The sequence below is a fragment of the Virgibacillus necropolis genome, from assembly GCF_002224365.1.
In the GTDB taxonomy this organism is placed as follows: domain Bacteria; phylum Bacillota; class Bacilli; order Bacillales; family Amphibacillaceae; genus Virgibacillus_F; species Virgibacillus_F necropolis.
This window is the reverse complement of sequence record NZ_CP022437.1, coordinates 311,075-327,977: the sequence shown is the minus strand read 5'-3', so window position 1 is coordinate 327,977 and position 16,903 is coordinate 311,075. Positions and strand designations below refer to the sequence as shown.

The following is a 16,903-nucleotide window of genomic DNA, read 5'->3' as shown; positions in this document are numbered from 1 at the left end:
AAACTGTCATCAATTGTTCATGGCCAAAGAGCGACTTTATGGCTGATTTTTACTATAATGGTACATGCGAGTGAAAAATATAATAAGGATGAAAACCTATGATATTCTGGAAAGCTTTTCTACATAGCATTAAATTACCAAGCAAAAACGCTGTATTTCAATTGAATCGTATTGGAATGGATATAACCGTTGTGTATATGTTCATTATCATGGCTATCGTTGCTATACCTGCATTTTTAGGGCGAATAACTGAATTAAATGATCCAGGATCTGATATGGGCATATTTTTTTTACTAATATTTTTCTTTATGTTTTACTATCTCCCGTTAACAATAATCGTATTTGTTACTCTATCTGTAGTAGCCTATTCATTTACTTGGGTAGCTAAGAGCTTAAATAGAAAAATACGCTTTCCTTTATTATGGAAAATTGCAGCCTATGCAACAACGATTCCATTTTTAATTTATACCATTACAGCCTTACTATTTTCCACCGATGATAGTATGCTGTGGGTTTTCTTTATTTATTCTTTATTTGTTTTACTAAAAACCATACTAGTTTACCCGAAACGTAAAAAGCGAACTGGATAAAGGAGGGCTACAATGGTAAAACGACTAGTAGCTATTTGTTTTCTTTTTTCAATCTTAGTAGCCTGTAGTGAATCATCTGATACAGTGGAAAAAGAACTTTTTATTTCTGCTGCCGCTAGCCTATCTGGCGCTCTTGAAAAAATTAGTGAGGATTATGAGGCGGAGAACCCTAATGTAAACCTTACTCTTAATTTTAGTGGTTCTGGTAAACTAGCTCAACAAATTCAGCAAGGCGCACCTGTTGATGTGTTTTTATCAGCTGACCAATACTGGATGGATGTATTGGAGCATGATAACCTGATTTCTCCTAATACACGGATGAATTTTGCAAAAAATAGCCTTGTTTTGATAACACACAAAGATTCAAATAAAAAGGTAAACTCACTAAAGGACATTAATCCAAACTCCCTTGGACAAATTGCGATAGGCAATCCTGAAAGTGTTCCAGCTGGAAAGTACGCTAAAGAAGCATTGACTAATGTAGGTCTATCGGACAAGCTTATTGGGCACTTTGTTTACGCGAAAGACGTTCGTCAAGTACTTACCTATGTGGAATCAGGTAACGTAGAAATCGGGTTTGTCTATGGCACTGACCTTCACCGCGCTGAAAATGTTCAAGCACTTATGGAAATCGATTCCAGCTTGTATCCACCAATCATTTATCCAGCCGCGGTTATGTCCACAACAGAACACCCAGAGTTAGCAAAGGACTTTGTGGAATATCTTCAATCTGATTCAGCACAGGTTATTCTAGAAAATTATGGTTTTTTAAAGTAACTGATTTATATGGAGGTTCTGAGTGTCAATGAACTATACACCGCTTATTTTATCGTTAAAAATAGCTAGCATTGCCACGTGCATCGTACTTGTTTTCGGAATACTTTTTGCGAGACTTGTAGCAAGAAATCAATTTCCTGGAAAACGAATTATCGAATCGGTTTTAATGCTTCCTTTAGTATTACCACCCACAGTCATTGGCTTCGGCTTATTATATATGTTCGGAAAAAATGGACCAATTGGAAGTTTTTTATTACAAACATTTGATTTTCAGATTGTTTTCACATGGATAGGGGCTGTGATAGCTGCCACAGTAGTCTCCTTTCCATTAATGTATCAGAGCGCATCAGCCGCTTTCCAAACCTATGATTCTAATATTGAAAATGCTGCATATACAATGGGAGGATCAAAATGGCGGGTATTCTGGACAATCTCTTTTCCACTTGCATGGCCTGGACTTCTAGCAGGGCTTGTACTAACTTTTGCAAGAGCGCTAGGTGAATTTGGAGCTACCTTAATGATTGCAGGATACATCCCAAATAAAACAGATACGATTCCGATTGCAATTTATTTTGCTGTGGAGTCAGGCAATACGGACAAAGCTGTATTTTGGGTAATTAGTATGCTTATCATAGGATTCAGTGCAATTTTATGGTTGAATTGGTGGAGTGGACGCAACATTTTAAAGTTTACAAACGAAAAATAATGGAGGTTATGCGATGCTTACAGTAGATATCACTAAACGGCTGAAGAACTTCTCATTGAATATACAGTTTAACGTAGGCAATGAAATCGTTGTCTTGTTTGGTCCATCTGGTTCAGGTAAAACTACGCTATTGAATTGTATTGCAGGGCTTGCGCGTCCAGATTCAGGAGCGATAAAATTAAATGATAGATTCCTTTACCAGAACGAAAAGCCTATGTCAGTTCAAAAACGAAATATTGGCTACTTATTTCAAGAATATGCATTATTTCCTCACATGACTGTTGAAAAAAACATTCGCTACGGTATGAAGGATGCAGCCTTGGTTGAAAATCTAGTTGATGTCGTTGGGATTAGATCGCTAATGGATAGTTACCCAAGACAAATTTCTGGAGGAGAGAAACAGCGGGTTGCACTTATTCGAGCACTGGCAATGAAACCAGATGCACTATTACTAGATGAGCCTTTTTCTTCATTAGATGAAAAAACACGTATCGAATGTCAGGATGAATTAATTCGCCTACATAACACTTGGAATATCCCAATTATTATGGTGACACATAACTATGATGAAGCGACAAAGGTTGGTAATCGTATCATAAAAATGAAAAGCGGAAAAACGGTGCAGGTTATTTAGTAAAAGTTATTTTTTGCTTAAATCGTTTCCATGAAAAATTAGGGACAGCAAGTTTTATTCCAACATGCATGTTCCCGATTTTCGTATCATAACATCTTTAAAGAAACCTCACTAGAGAAAAGGAGAAGATGTTAGAATGAGTAACGAAAAAAAGAAAAATGATAATCTTGTCAAAAGAACTTCACAGGAGGCTACAGACTTCTTTGGTCATACAGTGGATACAACTGGAAAGATTGGCAAATCCATTTCCGGGGAAGGTGGCCTTGTAGGTAAAGCATTCGATTCTTCCGGGAGAATCTTGAAAGGAACGGCGGGAACAGCAAATAATATAATAGGCAAATCATCTGATTTACCGGGTAAGTATTACAGGAAAGCCACAAACCGTGAAGGAAACAAGCGCAATAAAAAACAAAATGATGAGGAAAAGTAAAAAGTAATTTTTTTATCCTACATGTAAAAAGCCTTTCTATCGTAATAATACGAAAGAAAGGCTTTTTATAGAGCAAAGAAAGTATAAAATTTTGGCGATTATCTGTCTAGCTCCAGCGCCTAGACACTCGAGACATAAGCAGTTCGCTTCCGTGTGGGCAAAAGCACCCACACTGCACCGCTCTGCTTATGCTTGTCGTGTCTTTCAAGGCGCTTGCGCTTTTCTTAAACTACATTACTCTGTAACGAAAGGCAATAATGCCATTGTACGAGCACGTTTAATTGCTTTTGTAAGTTTACGTTGATATTTAGCAGAAGTTCCAGTTACACGGCGAGGAAGAATTTTTCCACGCTCAGAAATGAAACGTCTTAGTAAATCAACATCTTTATAATCGATGTGTGTAATTCCGTTTGCTGTGAAATAGCACACTTTACGACGCTTTGCGCGTCCGCGACGAGCTGCCATCAAATACCCCTCCTTTTCAATTTAGAATGGTAAATCATCGTCTGATATATCGATAGGTTGACCGTTATTTTTAAACGGATCCTCTTCGTTTTGATTTTGGTTTTGATTTGAATTATTTTGATTCCGGTTTTGGCTTTGGCTTTGATTCTGGTTCTGATTTTGTTGATAACCTGATGAACCTTGACCATTACCTTGCGTAGAACCTTTTGTTTCCAAAAATTGCACGCTGTCCGCCACAATTTCTGTCATATATACCATTTTGCCATCTTGTCCTTCAAAGTTACGTGTTTGCACACGTCCATCAACACCGACCATGCTTCCTTTTTTCATATAGTTAGCAAGATTTTCAGCGGGCCTGCGCCATACAACACAGTTAATAAAATCCGCTTCACGGTTTCCTTGTTGATTGGAAAAAGGTCGATTAACAGCTAAAGTAAAATTGGCTACTGCCACTCCGTTTGGTGTATAACGTAAATCAGGATCCTTCGTTAATCTGCCAACAAGTACGACACGATTTAACATCAGAACCACCCCTTATTATTGATCTTCTTCTCGAATTGTCATATGACGGACTATATCGTCTGAGAATTTAGCTAGACGATCAAACTCATTAATTGCAGCATCATCACTAGAGAATTTCACAACTACATAATATCCATCACGGTAATCTTTGATTTCATATGCAAGGCGCTTTTTGCCTTTTTCATCAACTTTTTCAATCTCCGCCCCATTATCTGTTAGGATTTTGTGGAAACGCTCCATAAGTGCTGTTTGCGCATCCTCTTCCATGTCTGGGCGAATGATATACATGATTTCGTATTTTGTCATTCGTTACACCTCCTTTTGGTCTTAGCGGCCCCTATTATAAGATCCAGCTACGGCTCAGTCGCCTTTGCTTTTCTCCATAGGAGCAAGGAATAATTTTAAGTTAATTACTCACAATAGTGAATTATACCAAATCACTAGTGAAAAAACAAGCTTTTCGAGGGATCCTTTGTTATACGTTAAAACGGAAGTGGATGACATCGCCATCTCTTACAATATATTCTTTACCTTCTAATCGAACATTTCCTTTTTCTTTAGCCTGTGCCATAGCACCTGCTTCAACAAGGTCATGATAGGATACTGTTTCAGCACGAATGAACCCGCGTTCAAAGTCGGTATGGATAATACCTGCTGCTTGTGGAGCTTTAATTCCTTCTTGGAACGTCCACGCACGAACCTCTTGCTCTCCTGCTGTAAAATATGTTGCTAGGCCTAGCAACTGGTACGAAGCTTTAATGAGCTGGTCTAATCCTGATTCATTAATCCCAAGCTCTTCTAAAAACATTTCCTTCTCATCATGCTCAAGTTCTGCAATCTCAGATTCAATCTTTGCACAAACAACGATTACTTCTGCATTTTCATTTGCTGCAAAGTTCTTTACCTTTTGAACATACTCGTTGCCTTCTGGGTCAACAATTTCATCTTCAGACACATTTGCCACATAAAGAATCGGTTTACTAGTTAACAAATGTAGTTGTTTAACCACTTTCCACTGATCTTCGGTGAAATCTAGCGCACGTGCTGATTGATCATTTTCCAACCCATCTTTAAGCTTCATTAACACGTCATACTCTGCTAAGGCTGCCTTATCTTTTTGGCGTGCTAGCTTCTCGACACGTTGAAAACGCTTTGTTACTGACTCTAAATCTGCCAAAATCAGTTCCAGGTTGATGATCTCAATATCATCGATAGGATCAATTATTCCAGATACATGTGTGATGTTTTCGTCAACAAAACAACGAACAACATGACAAATTGCATCTACTTGGCGAATATGGGATAAGAATTGGTTCCCCAAACCTTCCCCTTTACTTGCGCCTTGAACAATACCCGCTATATCAGTAAATTCGAATGCTGTTGGTATTGTCTTCTTCGGTTTTACTAATTCTGTTAATTTATTCAAACGATCGTCCGGTACTTCTACAATACCTACATTCGGATCAATCGTACAAAACGGATAGTTTGCCGATTCTGCCCCTGCTTGGGTAATCGCATTAAACAATGTTGATTTACCCACGTTCGGAAGCCCGACAATTCCTGCTGTTAAAGCCATGAAACTTTCACTCCTTAAGGATATCATTCATATGAACGTACTAGTCTTCCCAATTATAATACAAGGACAGGATTTGACAAGCAAAGAAAAAGCAAAAATACGTTATTTTTCAGTCGTATTTTTGCCGAATCGTTCATGAAAAGTTAATTTTAGATTTTTATCTTCGTTTAAAATGACATTATAAATAGAATTTAATTAATTTTACCAGTTTACGCTTCACCTTTTACCAGTATCTTTTTCAGCTTTTTACTAAATTCTCTTCTTGGAATCAGAACACTATGATCACAGCCCTGACACTTAATACGAACATCCATGCCCATACGAATTATTTTCCAGCGGTTTTCTCCACACGGATGTTGTTTTTTCATTTGGACAATATCATTTAAAGCAAAATCTTTATCTACCATAATATGATACCTTCTTTCCTTATTCTTGGTCTCTTTCTTGAATTTTTCTCTTTTCGCCTTCCGTTTCTAATGCAGTTGGATCTTCATTTCGTGTGTACATCACAAGACGTGGTGATGGAATTTGAATACCTTCCTTATAAAGTCTTTCTTTTACCTCACGACGAATTATTCTAGCTCCGGCCCACTGAAACGATGGTGGGGTTTCGGCAATCACGCGTATTACAAAATGGGATAGTTCTAAAGTCTCAACCCCGATTATCTCAGGTGTACCCACTATTTCATCATATTTATTAGGTAGCTCCATAGCCATTTCTTCAATTATTTTTTCTGCTGCATCAATGTCACTTTCATATGGTATATTAATGTCCACAACTGACAATCCATTATGAATGGAGTAATTGGTTACCTGCGTTACATTCCCGTTTGGAAGAACATGCTGCTCGCCTGTCCAGCTTTTAATCTTCGTTGTCCTTATTCCGATTTCTTCAACGGTACCTTCAACATTTGATGTAAAAATATAATCACCAACAGAAAATTGATCTTCAAATATAATAAAGAACCCAGAAATGATATCACGGACTAAATTTTGTGCCCCGAAACCAATTGCAAGTCCTGCAACCCCAGCACCAGCGAGTAGCGGGCCAATTTGCAAGCCGAAACCACCATCTAAAATCATGATGAACGCTGTAAAATATACCGTATACGCTAAACTGTTATGCAGTAATTTTCTTAGTGTGTTTTCTCTTCGTTCTGTAATCCGAAAAGGCCCCCGTTGTCTGCTTATAAACACTTTGTCAATTACCTTTTTTCCAACTTTGATGATTATCATTGCTACTATGATAGTAAGAATGATATTTAAAAATCCTTTACCGATGGACAGCCAAAGTTCTGGCCCTGAGACAAAACCCCACAATTTATCAATTTGTTTATTAACTGTATCCACTATAATGTACCTCCAAAACTATACTAGTTAACCAGATTTCGGTTCATACTAACTAGTATATCATTTCCCCTATTGATGGAAAGTAATTTATGCCGTATTTTTATTATGCCATAACGGGTATAGGATTAGCCTCATCAGAACATATAAATTCAAAATTCCATAAATCGGGTATATATAACTTATTAAAGTAGAGAAACCAAACGTCGTAAATGGAATCATAACAATAATGGCGAATAAAGCAATAACCCATAATGGCACATGCCAATAACTTTGAATACGAGTTATTAAACCTAATATTCCAGAGGCTGCGGTGGTAAAAATTGCAAACCACAGCATGATGGACATAAATACCAATACCACAAAAGAGTAATGTTTTAGAATTGCAAATAATGGTATCTCGTAGACAAGAATTTCCTCAGCAATCTGTATCAGACTATTATTATATATATATGAAATAACACCTAATATAAGCCCACTACCAATACCAGCAATCACTATTTCTTTTCGCGATTGTATTTTGTTCCCTATCGCTCCTAGCACCGCAATTAACGGTAAGACATTTAATGCTGTAAATGGAAATGCGGCAGTCCAATTTCGTTGTTCATGCCAATGGGAAAAGAGTGCTAGCTTTTGATCGAACGTGAATAATAATAGTATCGCAAGAAGCCCAACTAATAATATAGGTAAAATGAATTGATTGATCGTTAAAAGTCCATTAACTCCTCTTACAAATAAAAGTACTAGCATAATAGCGATGAAGCCTACTCCCCACCAATAAGAAAAGTAAAAGGCTTGACCTGTTGCTCCACTACCTGCGAGCATCACAACCGTAGTAGTGAATAAATATAAAAATATCATCACGTCATAAATTTTTGTAAGTCTTTCACCAACAATGACGCGTAGTACTGGCAGGTAATCTTTTGATTGCTTTTGATAGCCCACTTGCATAATTACAATACATGATATGGAGAATAATATGGCAAACAATGCAATAGCAAGTCCACTTTCATGACCAAAAAATTGCCATAATTCTCGACCAGATGCATAACCTGCCCCTATCGTTGTTCCAATAATTAAAAACATCCATTTTAGTCCTGATCCCCACATTTGCTTTCCTCCAATTAATAACAAAATCGATGTATAGTTACCTTTTTTAAGTCGTATACTATTACCAATATGTTTGTGGAGGAAAAGCTATGAATCTAAAAAGACAATTTGTTATAGAAAATGAACGAGAAAATATGCGATTACTGTACACAGATTCATTGATTACAAATCTTATGAGCGAAAAAATTATTTCTTGGCTTCCAACTATTCCTAGAGAATATGTTGTAGTTTGTATAGGAACAGATCGATCCACTGGAGATTCACTTGGTCCATTAACTGGAACCTTTCTACATGACCATAAACCCAAACATTTAGCTGTTTATGGGACGATTCACGATCCTGTTCATGCAACTAACCTCAAAGACTATATAAAGTTAATCCATAACCAGCATCGCAATCCCTACATAATTGCAATTGACGCTTGCCTAGGCAAATCAACGTCAGTTGGAAACATAATATTAGGAAAGGGACCCTTAAAACCTGGTGCTGCTTTAAATAAACCTCTCCCTCAAATTGGCGACATCCATCTTACTGGTGTTGTTAACATTAGCGGATTTATGGAATTTTCAATTTTACAAAATACGCGATTATCCATTGTACTAGATATGGCAAAACAATTAGCTAATCTATTAATAATGATAGATAACCAGCTAAAACAAAGTATCCCTTCACCATCTATTGTCATGCCTCCTACTAATCAGGAAAGTTTAGAAAAAAAGACTTCTACTAAGCCAATTTAGTAGAAGTCTTTTTTCTAAATAAGTTGATATAGATAATAAATTATAATAACAGTTGCAAGTGATGGTAATAAGTTACCAATGCGGATTTTAGTTATTTTCAATAAATTTAACCCGATGGCAACAATAAGTAAACCACCGACCCCTGTTAATTCTACAATGAATCCATTCAAAAAACTTTCTGGCAACCATTTAGTAATTTGCGTGGCTAAAAGTGCTATGGACCCTTGATAAAGGATAACTGGAACTACAGAAAAAACTACTCCAAATCCAAGTGTTGTAGTTAAAACAAGTGCTACAAACCCATCAATAATCCCTTTTGTAATTAATATTTCGTGGTCTCCGCGTATACCACTGTCCAAGGCGCCAATCACAGACATGGCACCAATCACAAAAATAAGTGAAGCAGTAACAAATCCTTGAGCTACACTAAAATTTTCATTTTTTGTTGTAAACTTACTCCCAATCCATGCACCTAACCGATTTAACCCCTCTTCCACATGAATGAATTCTCCAATAATCGCCCCTGTAAGTAAGCTTAATAGTACAACAACAATTATCTCTGTAGTAAAAGCCATTTGTAATCCAATTAATAATACCGCTAACCCAATACCATGCATGACCGTTTCTTTATACCGTTCTGGTATTTTTGTAAAAAATAAGCCAAGTAAGCTGCCAGCAATTATACAAACTCCGTTGACCAATGTACCATATAAAACCATTGCCCCATCCCCAATAACCTAAATATCGTATTATAGTGTGTGTTCAAAAAGTTGCTGCAAGTACCTCTGACTTATGCACGATGTGTTGATTTCTATGTCACCCACCGCACGTGGGCGAACTTAGTAGAGGTTCTCATTTGGTGACTTTTTGAACTTCTTCTTATAGTTCTTTATATGATGCTACAATTTCTTTTATAGCTAAGATAAATTCTCTTATTTCGTCTTCTGTATTATAGATACTTAAACTTGCTCTCACCATTCCTTGTGCAGTTGTATGTAACATTTCGTGTGTTAGTGGACTGCAATGTAATCCTGCGCGAACTGCTATATTATAATGGGAATCCAGAATTACACCCACCTCCTGTGAAGGAACATTTTCAACATTAAAGGCCACCATAGGCATGCGAAGTATGTCATACTCAGGCCCATAACAAATTACTCCTTCTATTGCTTCTAAGCTTTTTTGGAGCATATTTGCTAATATTGTTTCACGTGGAACAATTTCTTTTTTTCTACTCTCATAATCAATTAATGCTGCATAAAGACCAGCTATTCCAGGTGTGTTTAATGTACCACTTTCGAGAAATTCCGGCCATTGTTTAGGCTGATTTGGCAAGGATGAAAACGCACCTGTTCCACCATGATGAATAGGATATAAATGAACTTCGCCTTCCACAAGCAATACCCCTGTTCCTTGAGGTCCAAGTATCCCCTTATGTCCAGGAAAAACTAACATATCAATCTTCTGTGTCTTCATATCTATGGGAATATGGCCAGCAGTTTGAGATGCATCGATTAGTGTATAAATCCTGTTTCTTTTAGCTAAAGCGATAATCTTATCAATTGGAATAATACGCCCTGTAACATTGGATGCATGTGTCATTGCTATTAATCTGGTATTTGAGTCAATAGCATGTTCGACAGCTGAAACAAATGATTCATCCGTTTCTTCATCTGGACAATCTACATAGGTAACTTTTACACCATAACGTTCTTTTATATACTCCAGTGGTCTCCTAATGGAATTGTGTTCATAAGCTGAAGCAATCACATGATCATTTTTATGCCATCTCAGTCCCTTAATGGCTTGATTCAAACCAATAGTAGCATTTTGGTGAAAAATAACCTTTTTGGGATCACTACAACCGAAAAGTTCAGCTATTTTAATTCGTGTATTAGTGATAATCTCAGAAGCTTGTCTTGCTAGGACATGTCCTCCCCTGCCCGGATTAGCCCCAATCGAGTTAACAGTATGTGCCATTGCTTCGGCAACACTTGGCGGTTTAGGAAAGGAAGAAGCAGCCTGGTCAAAGTATATCATCCAGCATTCCCCCCTCATCTGTAAATTACGCATTTATCCAATCCTAGGTGCAAAAAAAGACTGACATTAGCTATTTATGCTAATTATAAATGTCAGTCTCACGTACTATCTAACTCAGTTCATCAGTGAAACCCCATTGAATGAAGTTCACTTTATGAATCTAATGATTCAATGATACGATCTAAATCATCATTTGAGAAAAATTCAATTTCAATTTTCCCTTTTCGCTTTCCACGTTGGATGGTAACAGATGTGCCTAACCGATCTCTTAAGATGGACTCCCTTTCCTGAAGAAAAATATCCATCTTTGGCTTCGCTTTCTTTTTTATCGGTTTTTTATTCATTTCGATAATCATTTGTTCTACTTGGCGAACATTTAATTTTTCTTTAAGAATTTTTTTCACAAAGGGGATTAAGTGATCTTTATTTTTAATACCTAACAACGCACGGCCGTGTCCCATGGAGAGTTCCCCATTATTAATATAGGCAATAATTTGTTCTGGTAGTGAAAGCAATCGCACTAAATTTGCTATATGTGATCTGCTTTTACCAAGTCTCTTTGATAACTCATCCTGTGTGATCTTTAATTCTTTTATTAGATTTGAATATGCCTGCGCTTCTTCAATTGGTGTTAAATCTTCTCGTTGCAGGTTTTCCAAAAGGGCAATCTCCATCATTTTCTCATCTGTCAAATCTTTTACAACAACTGGGACTTTATCTAGACCCGCTTCCTTTGCTGCCCGGAAACGTCTTTCGCCAACCACTATCTCATAGCCCTTAATGCTTTTACGGGCAATTAATGGCTGGATAATACCGTACTCAAGAATTGAATCCTTTAATTCCTCAATGGCATCTGCATGAAATGTTTTTCTAGGTTGATAAGGATTTGGTCTACAATCTTTTATCGCTAGATCTTGAACAGTTTCTTCTTTTTCATCAATTTCTGGAAAAAGTGCATTAATGCCTTTACCCAACCCTTTCACCACTAGCCATCACTTCCTTCGCTAATTCAAGATAAACTTCTGCACCCCTTGATTTCGGATCATATGTGATAATCGGTTGACCATGGCTCGGTGCCTCACCTAAACGAACATTTCTTGGAATAATTGAATTATAAACTTTATCTTGAAAGTATTTTTTCACTTCTTCTATTACTTGTATACCAAGATTTGTACGTGCATCAAGCATGGTAAGTAATACGCCTTCTATCATTAAATCTTTATTTAAATGTTTTTGAACTAACCGAATGGTATTTAGAAGCTGACTTAATCCCTCCAACGCATAGTATTCACATTGGACCGGGATCAAAACGGTATCAGAAGAAGTTAAAGCATTAATGGTTAATAACCCCAATGATGGTGGACAGTCAATGATTATATAATCATAGTGTTCTTTTGCCATTTCTAATGATTTTTTGAGACGAATCTCTCTAGATATGGTTGGCACAAGTTCAATTTCTGCTCCTGCTAACTGAATAGTAGCAGGGATAATGTCAAGATTCGAAACACTTGATTGTGTTATAACTTCCTTAACTGGTACATCTTCAACCAACACATTATAGATACATTGATTTACATCTGCCTTATTAACCCCTACTCCGCTTGTTGCATTACCTTGTGGGTCAATGTCTACGAGTAATACTTTTTTATCTAAGTATGCAAGACATGCACTCAAATTGACGGCTGAAGTTGTCTTTCCTACGCCACCCTTTTGATTTGCCATGGCGATTATTTTACCCATGTTGTCACCTACCTATCATTCTATGTTTTATATTCTATCATTATTTAATAAAAAAAATGAAAAATGTCCTATATTGTAAGAAAAACGTAATTTATGATGGGGAAATAAGATAAATTATAGCTGAATATGTTTTCGACGATGGTAACTTAACTGCTGAAAAAACCCATCTATCTATAAAAAAAGATGGGCAAATATAAACTATATGAATGACTATTATTATTTATTTTTTGGAATTTTAATTGTGAATTGATAATAATCATCTAAATCTTTCTCATCTGTTTCCACATCTATTCCAGTGTCTGTAACCATTGTTAACGATTGTCTAATGGTATTCACCGCAATACGCATATCTTTATTAACGCCTTTCAATTTAGGCTTTTTCTTCTTCGGCTCATCTTTTTTATTTGCCATCTTTTCTATTCGCTCTTCTGTTTGTTTTACGTTAAGATCATGTTCAATTATTTCATGTAAAAGCTTTGATTGCTTATCTTGATCCTTTAATTTAATCAAAGCTCTAGCATGACGTTCTGTAATAGCCTTATTTAATAAGGCTTGCTGAACAGCGTCATCTAACTTTAGCAATCGAAGTTTATTAGCAATTGTTGATTGGTTCTTCCCTAAACGTTGCGCAAGAGCTTCCTGTGTAATCGAATGTAGCTCTATAAGTCTTGCATAAGCACGTGCTTCTTCAATAACTGTTAATTCTTCTCGTTGAAGGTTTTCAATTAATGCCACAGATGCAGTCTCTGTATCGGTCATTTCTTGTATAATTACAGGGGCATTTTCCCAGCCCAACGTTTGTACCGCTCGCCATCTACGTTCTCCAGCAATTAGTTCATAGTCATCCTCTTCTAGCTTACGAACTACAATTGGTTGAATCATTCCATGTGTTTTAATCGTCTGCGCTAGTTCGGATATTTTTTCTTCACTAAATATGGATCTTGGTTGAAAGCGATTCGGTTTAATTTTCGTTACAGCGAGCTGAATTATTTCATTAGGACGATAGACTTCTTCTGATTCAGAATCTGATTTATCTCCTAACCCGAAAATTCGGTTGAAAGGACGTACCATTATCAGACACCACCTTTATTCATAAAACTTGTTAGTAGAAAACCTTTTATATCAATGTATTAGTAAATTGTTCCACGTGAAACAATTTACTAATCTTCTAGATTTTATATGTAAAAAGATAGTAATAGTTTCTTAGGAAACAAGAAAAACGCTGCAGTTAAAACCGCTGCGTGCTTCATACTCTGCTCTTATTTTACCATATTTAAGACGAAAAGGTACCTATTAGAAAAAATATATTTGTCGAACGACTACATAATGGGGTTTTTATTTGGAACCCCTGCTTTTCTTGGATATTTATTTGGTGTTTTTCTTTTCTTATCTATCATAATAATCGAACGTTCGCTACCTTCTTCAGGTAGTGAAAAGGTATGGACGGTATTTAATTTGCCACCTAATACCTCAACAGCAGTTTCCGCATCCTTTAATTCCTCTGAAGTTTGGGCAGCCTTCATTGCAATAAATATACCGTTTTTCTTTGTTAATGGTAAGCAAAGTTCAGATAAAACACTCATTCGTGCAACTGCTCGCGCTGTAACGATATCAAATTTTTCTCTGAATTTGCCGTTCTTTCCGAAGTCTTCAGCCCGATCATGGTAAAACGCAACATTATCTATGTCTAAATTTGTCGCTAATTGGTTTAAAAACGCGATTCGTTTTTGTAATGAATCGACAATAGATACATTTATATGTGGAAAGCATATTTTTAGTGGGATGCTTGGAAACCCAGCACCAGCTCCCACATCACAAATATGCACTTCTTTTGTAAGATCATAATAAAACGCTGCAGTTATAGAATCATAAAAATGTTTTAAATAAACATCTGATTGTTCTGTTAAAGCAGTAAGGTTCATTTTCTCATTCCACTCCACAAGGGTGCGAAAGTATATATTGAACTGTTCAATTTGTCTATCGTTTAGTTTAATACCTTTTTGTTCAAGTTCTCGTACAAATAAGTCTGGGTTCATAATTGGTTCTCCTAACTAGTTAATTAGCTATTCGCGCAATTTTTCCTTGTTCAATATATACAAGCAGAATGGACACATCTGATGGGTTAACCCCAGAAATTCTTGATGCTTGCCCTACTGAAAGTGGACGTATTTTTTTCAATTTTTCACGTGCTTCTGTTGCAATACCGTTGATATCATCATAATCAATATTTTCGGGAACCTTTTTATCTTCCATTTTCAGCATACGATCGACTTGATCAATAGCCTTTTTGATGTAGCCTTCATATTGAATTTGGATCTCTACTTGTTCCTTTACCTCAAGTGGTAACTCTTTTTCAAATGGAACCATTTGTTCAATCAATTGATACGAAATTTCAGGTCGTTTCAATAAATCTAATGCTTTTAATGGTTCTTTTAATGGTGTTGCATTAACTGACTTTAAAAGTTCTTGTACATTCTCTTCTGGTTTAATTGTAATTTTAGCAAGACGTTTTTTTTCTTCTTCTACTAAGGCATTTTTCTCCAAAAACTTATTGTATCTTTCATCTGAAACTAATCCAAGGTTATACCCCACTTCTGTTAGGCGAAGATCAGCATTGTCATGGCGCAACAATAAACGATATTCTGCTCTTGAAGTTAATAAACGATAGGGTTCATTTGTTCCCTTAGTTACCAGATCATCGATTAATACACCAATATAAGCTTGAGATCTGTCTAGAATTAATGGGTCGCGCCCTAATACTTTTGCTGCTGCATTAATTCCAGCCATAATTCCTTGTGCTGCTGCCTCTTCATATCCAGATGTTCCATTGATTTGTCCTGCAGTATAAAGTCCAGGAATTTTTTTTGTTTCTAATGTAGGCCATAGCTGCGTAGGTATTACCGCGTCATATTCAATCGCATAACCAGCACGCATGATTTCAGCCTTTTCAAGCCCTGGAACTGTTTTAACCATCTCATGTTGAACGTATTCTGGTAGTGATGTAGATAAACCTTGCACATATACTTCTTCTGTATTCCGTCCCTCAGGTTCTAAAAATATTTGATGACGTGGCTTATCATTAAAGCGAACAATCTTATCTTCAATCGATGGACAATAACGTGGTCCAGTTCCCCGCTTCATACCTGAATACATTGCAGATAAATTCAAATTATCGTTAATAACTTGGTGGGTAAATTCATTTGTATACGTTAGCCAACAAGGAATCTGATCTGTAATATATTCTGTCGTTTCATATGAAAAAGCTTGTGGCTTATCGTCACCAGGCTGAATTTCTGTTTTTGAATAATCAATGGTATGGCTATTTACACGTGGTGGTGTACCTGTTTTGAAACGTGTCAATTCAAAGCCAAGCTCTTCCAAGTGCTCAGAAAGTTTTACAGAAACACGTTGATTATTTGGACCACTCTCATATTCCAAATCACCGATTAGCACCTTTCCGCGCATAAATGTACCAGTAGTTATAATCACAGTTTCAGCGTGATAAGCAGCCTTTGTTTCAGTTACAACTCCTTTACAAATACCGTCTTCCACAATTAGTTTTTCAACCATTCCTTGTCTTAAGGTTAAGTTTTCTTGATTTTCAATTATATTTTTCATTTCTCGTATATATAAAGGTTTGTCAGCTTGTGCCCGAAGTGCCTGTACCGCTGGACCTTTTCCTGTATTTAACATGCGCATTTGGATGTGCGTTTTGTCAATGACCTTTGCCATAACACCACCTAAGGCATCAATTTCCCGTACAACTATTCCCTTAGCTGGGCCACCTAAAGATGGATTACACGGCATAAAGGCTACCATATCTAAATTGAGTGTCAGCATTAAGGTTTTTGCGCCCATTCCGGCTGCAGCAATTCCTGCTTCCACTCCTGCATGACCTGCTCCAATTACAATAACATCATAATGGCCTGCATCATATACCATAACTTTTCATCCCTTTCATTTAAGAAAAACTTGGTTATTACCAATCCTTTTCGAGAGTAAATAACAAAATGTTAATTTCACTTTCGATATAAAATGCGACATAACAGCAACGTGATTTTCAGTTACGTCGCAGTATATATCAACTACGTTTCTTTCAAATAGTACACTTTACTAACTTTTTCTAAACAGTCGCCTTCACTTTTCTTGATCCAGCTGCGGCTCCTAGTGGCTAGCAGATAGATGGTCCTGATGAATGTACGGAAAGTTCACCGTACTTCACAGTC

The 16,903-nt window shown here is 36.7% G+C and carries 20 protein-coding genes; 6 read left to right on the top strand and 14 right to left on the bottom strand.

Annotated features, from left to right (window positions below):
* Positions 1-98: 98 nt before the first annotated feature.
* From CFK40_RS01765 to CFK40_RS01745, 5 genes are all read left to right on the top strand, one after another.
* On the top strand, positions 99-590 hold the full coding sequence (locus tag CFK40_RS01765; RefSeq protein WP_089530386.1) for a hypothetical protein: 492 nt from the start codon (positions 99-101) through the stop codon (positions 588-590).
* Positions 591-602: 12 nt separating this feature from the next.
* Positions 603-1,367 carry a molybdate ABC transporter substrate-binding protein gene (gene modA / locus CFK40_RS01760; protein WP_089530385.1) on the top strand — a complete coding sequence of 255 codons (765 nt, stop codon included), beginning with the start codon at positions 603-605 and terminating at the stop codon, positions 1,365-1,367.
* Between the two features lie 28 nt (positions 1,368-1,395).
* Positions 1,396-2,073 (top strand): molybdate ABC transporter permease subunit, encoded by a 678-nt coding sequence (gene modB, locus CFK40_RS01755; protein WP_089534252.1) that lies wholly within the window; start codon positions 1,396-1,398, stop codon positions 2,071-2,073.
* A 13-nt stretch (positions 2,074-2,086) separates the two neighbouring features.
* Positions 2,087-2,707 carry a sulfate/molybdate ABC transporter ATP-binding protein gene (locus CFK40_RS01750; protein ID WP_089530384.1) on the top strand — a complete coding sequence of 207 codons (621 nt, stop codon included), beginning with the start codon at positions 2,087-2,089 and terminating at the stop codon, positions 2,705-2,707.
* Positions 2,708-2,843: 136 nt separating this feature from the next.
* Positions 2,844-3,137 carry a hypothetical protein gene (locus CFK40_RS01745; RefSeq protein WP_089530383.1) on the top strand — a complete coding sequence of 98 codons (294 nt, stop codon included), beginning with the start codon at positions 2,844-2,846 and terminating at the stop codon, positions 3,135-3,137.
* A gap of 234 nt (positions 3,138-3,371) precedes the next feature.
* On the opposite strand, the gene rpsR is transcribed toward CFK40_RS01745, so the two are convergent.
* The 7 genes from rpsR to CFK40_RS01710 form a co-directional block, all read right to left on the bottom strand.
* On the bottom strand, positions 3,372-3,602 hold the full coding sequence (gene rpsR, locus CFK40_RS01740) for a 30S ribosomal protein S18 (protein ID WP_089061044.1): 231 nt from the start codon (positions 3,600-3,602) through the stop codon (positions 3,372-3,374).
* Between the two features lie 21 nt (positions 3,603-3,623).
* Positions 3,624-4,124: a single-stranded DNA-binding protein gene (gene ssb / locus CFK40_RS01735; protein ID WP_089530382.1), complete on the bottom strand. Its 501-nt coding sequence runs from the start codon at positions 4,122-4,124 to the stop codon at positions 3,624-3,626.
* A 15-nt stretch (positions 4,125-4,139) separates the two neighbouring features.
* Complete coding sequence (gene rpsF, locus CFK40_RS01730; RefSeq protein ID WP_089530381.1) at positions 4,140-4,430, bottom strand: 30S ribosomal protein S6; 291 nt, start codon at positions 4,428-4,430, stop codon at positions 4,140-4,142.
* Positions 4,431-4,599: 169 nt separating this feature from the next.
* Positions 4,600-5,700: a redox-regulated ATPase YchF gene (ychF, locus tag CFK40_RS01725; protein ID WP_089530380.1), complete on the bottom strand. Its 1,101-nt coding sequence runs from the start codon at positions 5,698-5,700 to the stop codon at positions 4,600-4,602.
* A gap of 209 nt (positions 5,701-5,909) precedes the next feature.
* Entirely contained in the window at positions 5,910-6,107 is a 198-nt protein-coding gene (locus CFK40_RS01720) for a DUF951 domain-containing protein (protein ID WP_089530379.1), read from the bottom strand.
* 19 nt (positions 6,108-6,126) lie between these two features.
* Complete coding sequence (locus CFK40_RS01715; RefSeq protein ID WP_089530378.1) at positions 6,127-7,050, bottom strand: mechanosensitive ion channel family protein; 924 nt, start codon at positions 7,048-7,050, stop codon at positions 6,127-6,129.
* 87 nt (positions 7,051-7,137) lie between these two features.
* Positions 7,138-8,157, bottom strand: a complete 1,020-nt coding sequence (locus CFK40_RS01710) for a YkvI family membrane protein (RefSeq protein WP_089530377.1) — start codon at positions 8,155-8,157, stop codon at positions 7,138-7,140.
* An 89-nt stretch (positions 8,158-8,246) separates the two neighbouring features.
* Here CFK40_RS01710 and yyaC point away from each other — a divergent pair, with 89 nt between their 5' ends.
* Positions 8,247-8,897: a spore protease YyaC gene (gene yyaC / locus CFK40_RS01705; RefSeq protein ID WP_089530376.1), complete on the top strand. Its 651-nt coding sequence runs from the start codon at positions 8,247-8,249 to the stop codon at positions 8,895-8,897.
* Positions 8,898-8,911: 14 nt separating this feature from the next.
* Here yyaC and CFK40_RS01700 read toward each other — a convergent pair whose 3' ends face one another.
* From CFK40_RS01700 to mnmG, 7 genes are all read right to left on the bottom strand, one after another.
* Positions 8,912-9,616, bottom strand: a complete 705-nt coding sequence (locus tag CFK40_RS01700; RefSeq protein WP_089530375.1) for a DUF554 domain-containing protein — start codon at positions 9,614-9,616, stop codon at positions 8,912-8,914.
* A gap of 160 nt (positions 9,617-9,776) precedes the next feature.
* Positions 9,777-10,937 carry an aminotransferase class V-fold PLP-dependent enzyme gene (locus tag CFK40_RS01695; RefSeq protein ID WP_089530374.1) on the bottom strand — a complete coding sequence of 387 codons (1,161 nt, stop codon included), beginning with the start codon at positions 10,935-10,937 and terminating at the stop codon, positions 9,777-9,779.
* Positions 10,938-11,089: 152 nt separating this feature from the next.
* Positions 11,090-11,923 (bottom strand): ParB/RepB/Spo0J family partition protein, encoded by an 834-nt coding sequence (locus CFK40_RS01690; protein WP_089530373.1) that lies wholly within the window; start codon positions 11,921-11,923, stop codon positions 11,090-11,092.
* Entirely contained in the window at positions 11,904-12,677 is a 774-nt protein-coding gene (locus CFK40_RS01685; protein WP_089530372.1) for a ParA family protein, read from the bottom strand. Before CFK40_RS01685 ends, CFK40_RS01690 begins: the two co-directional genes overlap by 20 nt.
* Before the next feature lie 216 nt (positions 12,678-12,893).
* Positions 12,894-13,748: a nucleoid occlusion protein gene (noc, locus tag CFK40_RS01680; protein ID WP_089530371.1), complete on the bottom strand. Its 855-nt coding sequence runs from the start codon at positions 13,746-13,748 to the stop codon at positions 12,894-12,896.
* A 248-nt stretch (positions 13,749-13,996) separates the two neighbouring features.
* Positions 13,997-14,713: a 16S rRNA (guanine(527)-N(7))-methyltransferase RsmG gene (gene rsmG / locus CFK40_RS01675; RefSeq protein WP_089530370.1), complete on the bottom strand. Its 717-nt coding sequence runs from the start codon at positions 14,711-14,713 to the stop codon at positions 13,997-13,999.
* A 19-nt stretch (positions 14,714-14,732) separates the two neighbouring features.
* On the bottom strand, positions 14,733-16,619 hold the full coding sequence (mnmG, locus tag CFK40_RS01670; protein ID WP_089530369.1) for a tRNA uridine-5-carboxymethylaminomethyl(34) synthesis enzyme MnmG: 1,887 nt from the start codon (positions 16,617-16,619) through the stop codon (positions 14,733-14,735).
* Between the last annotated feature and the right edge of the window lie 284 nt (positions 16,620-16,903).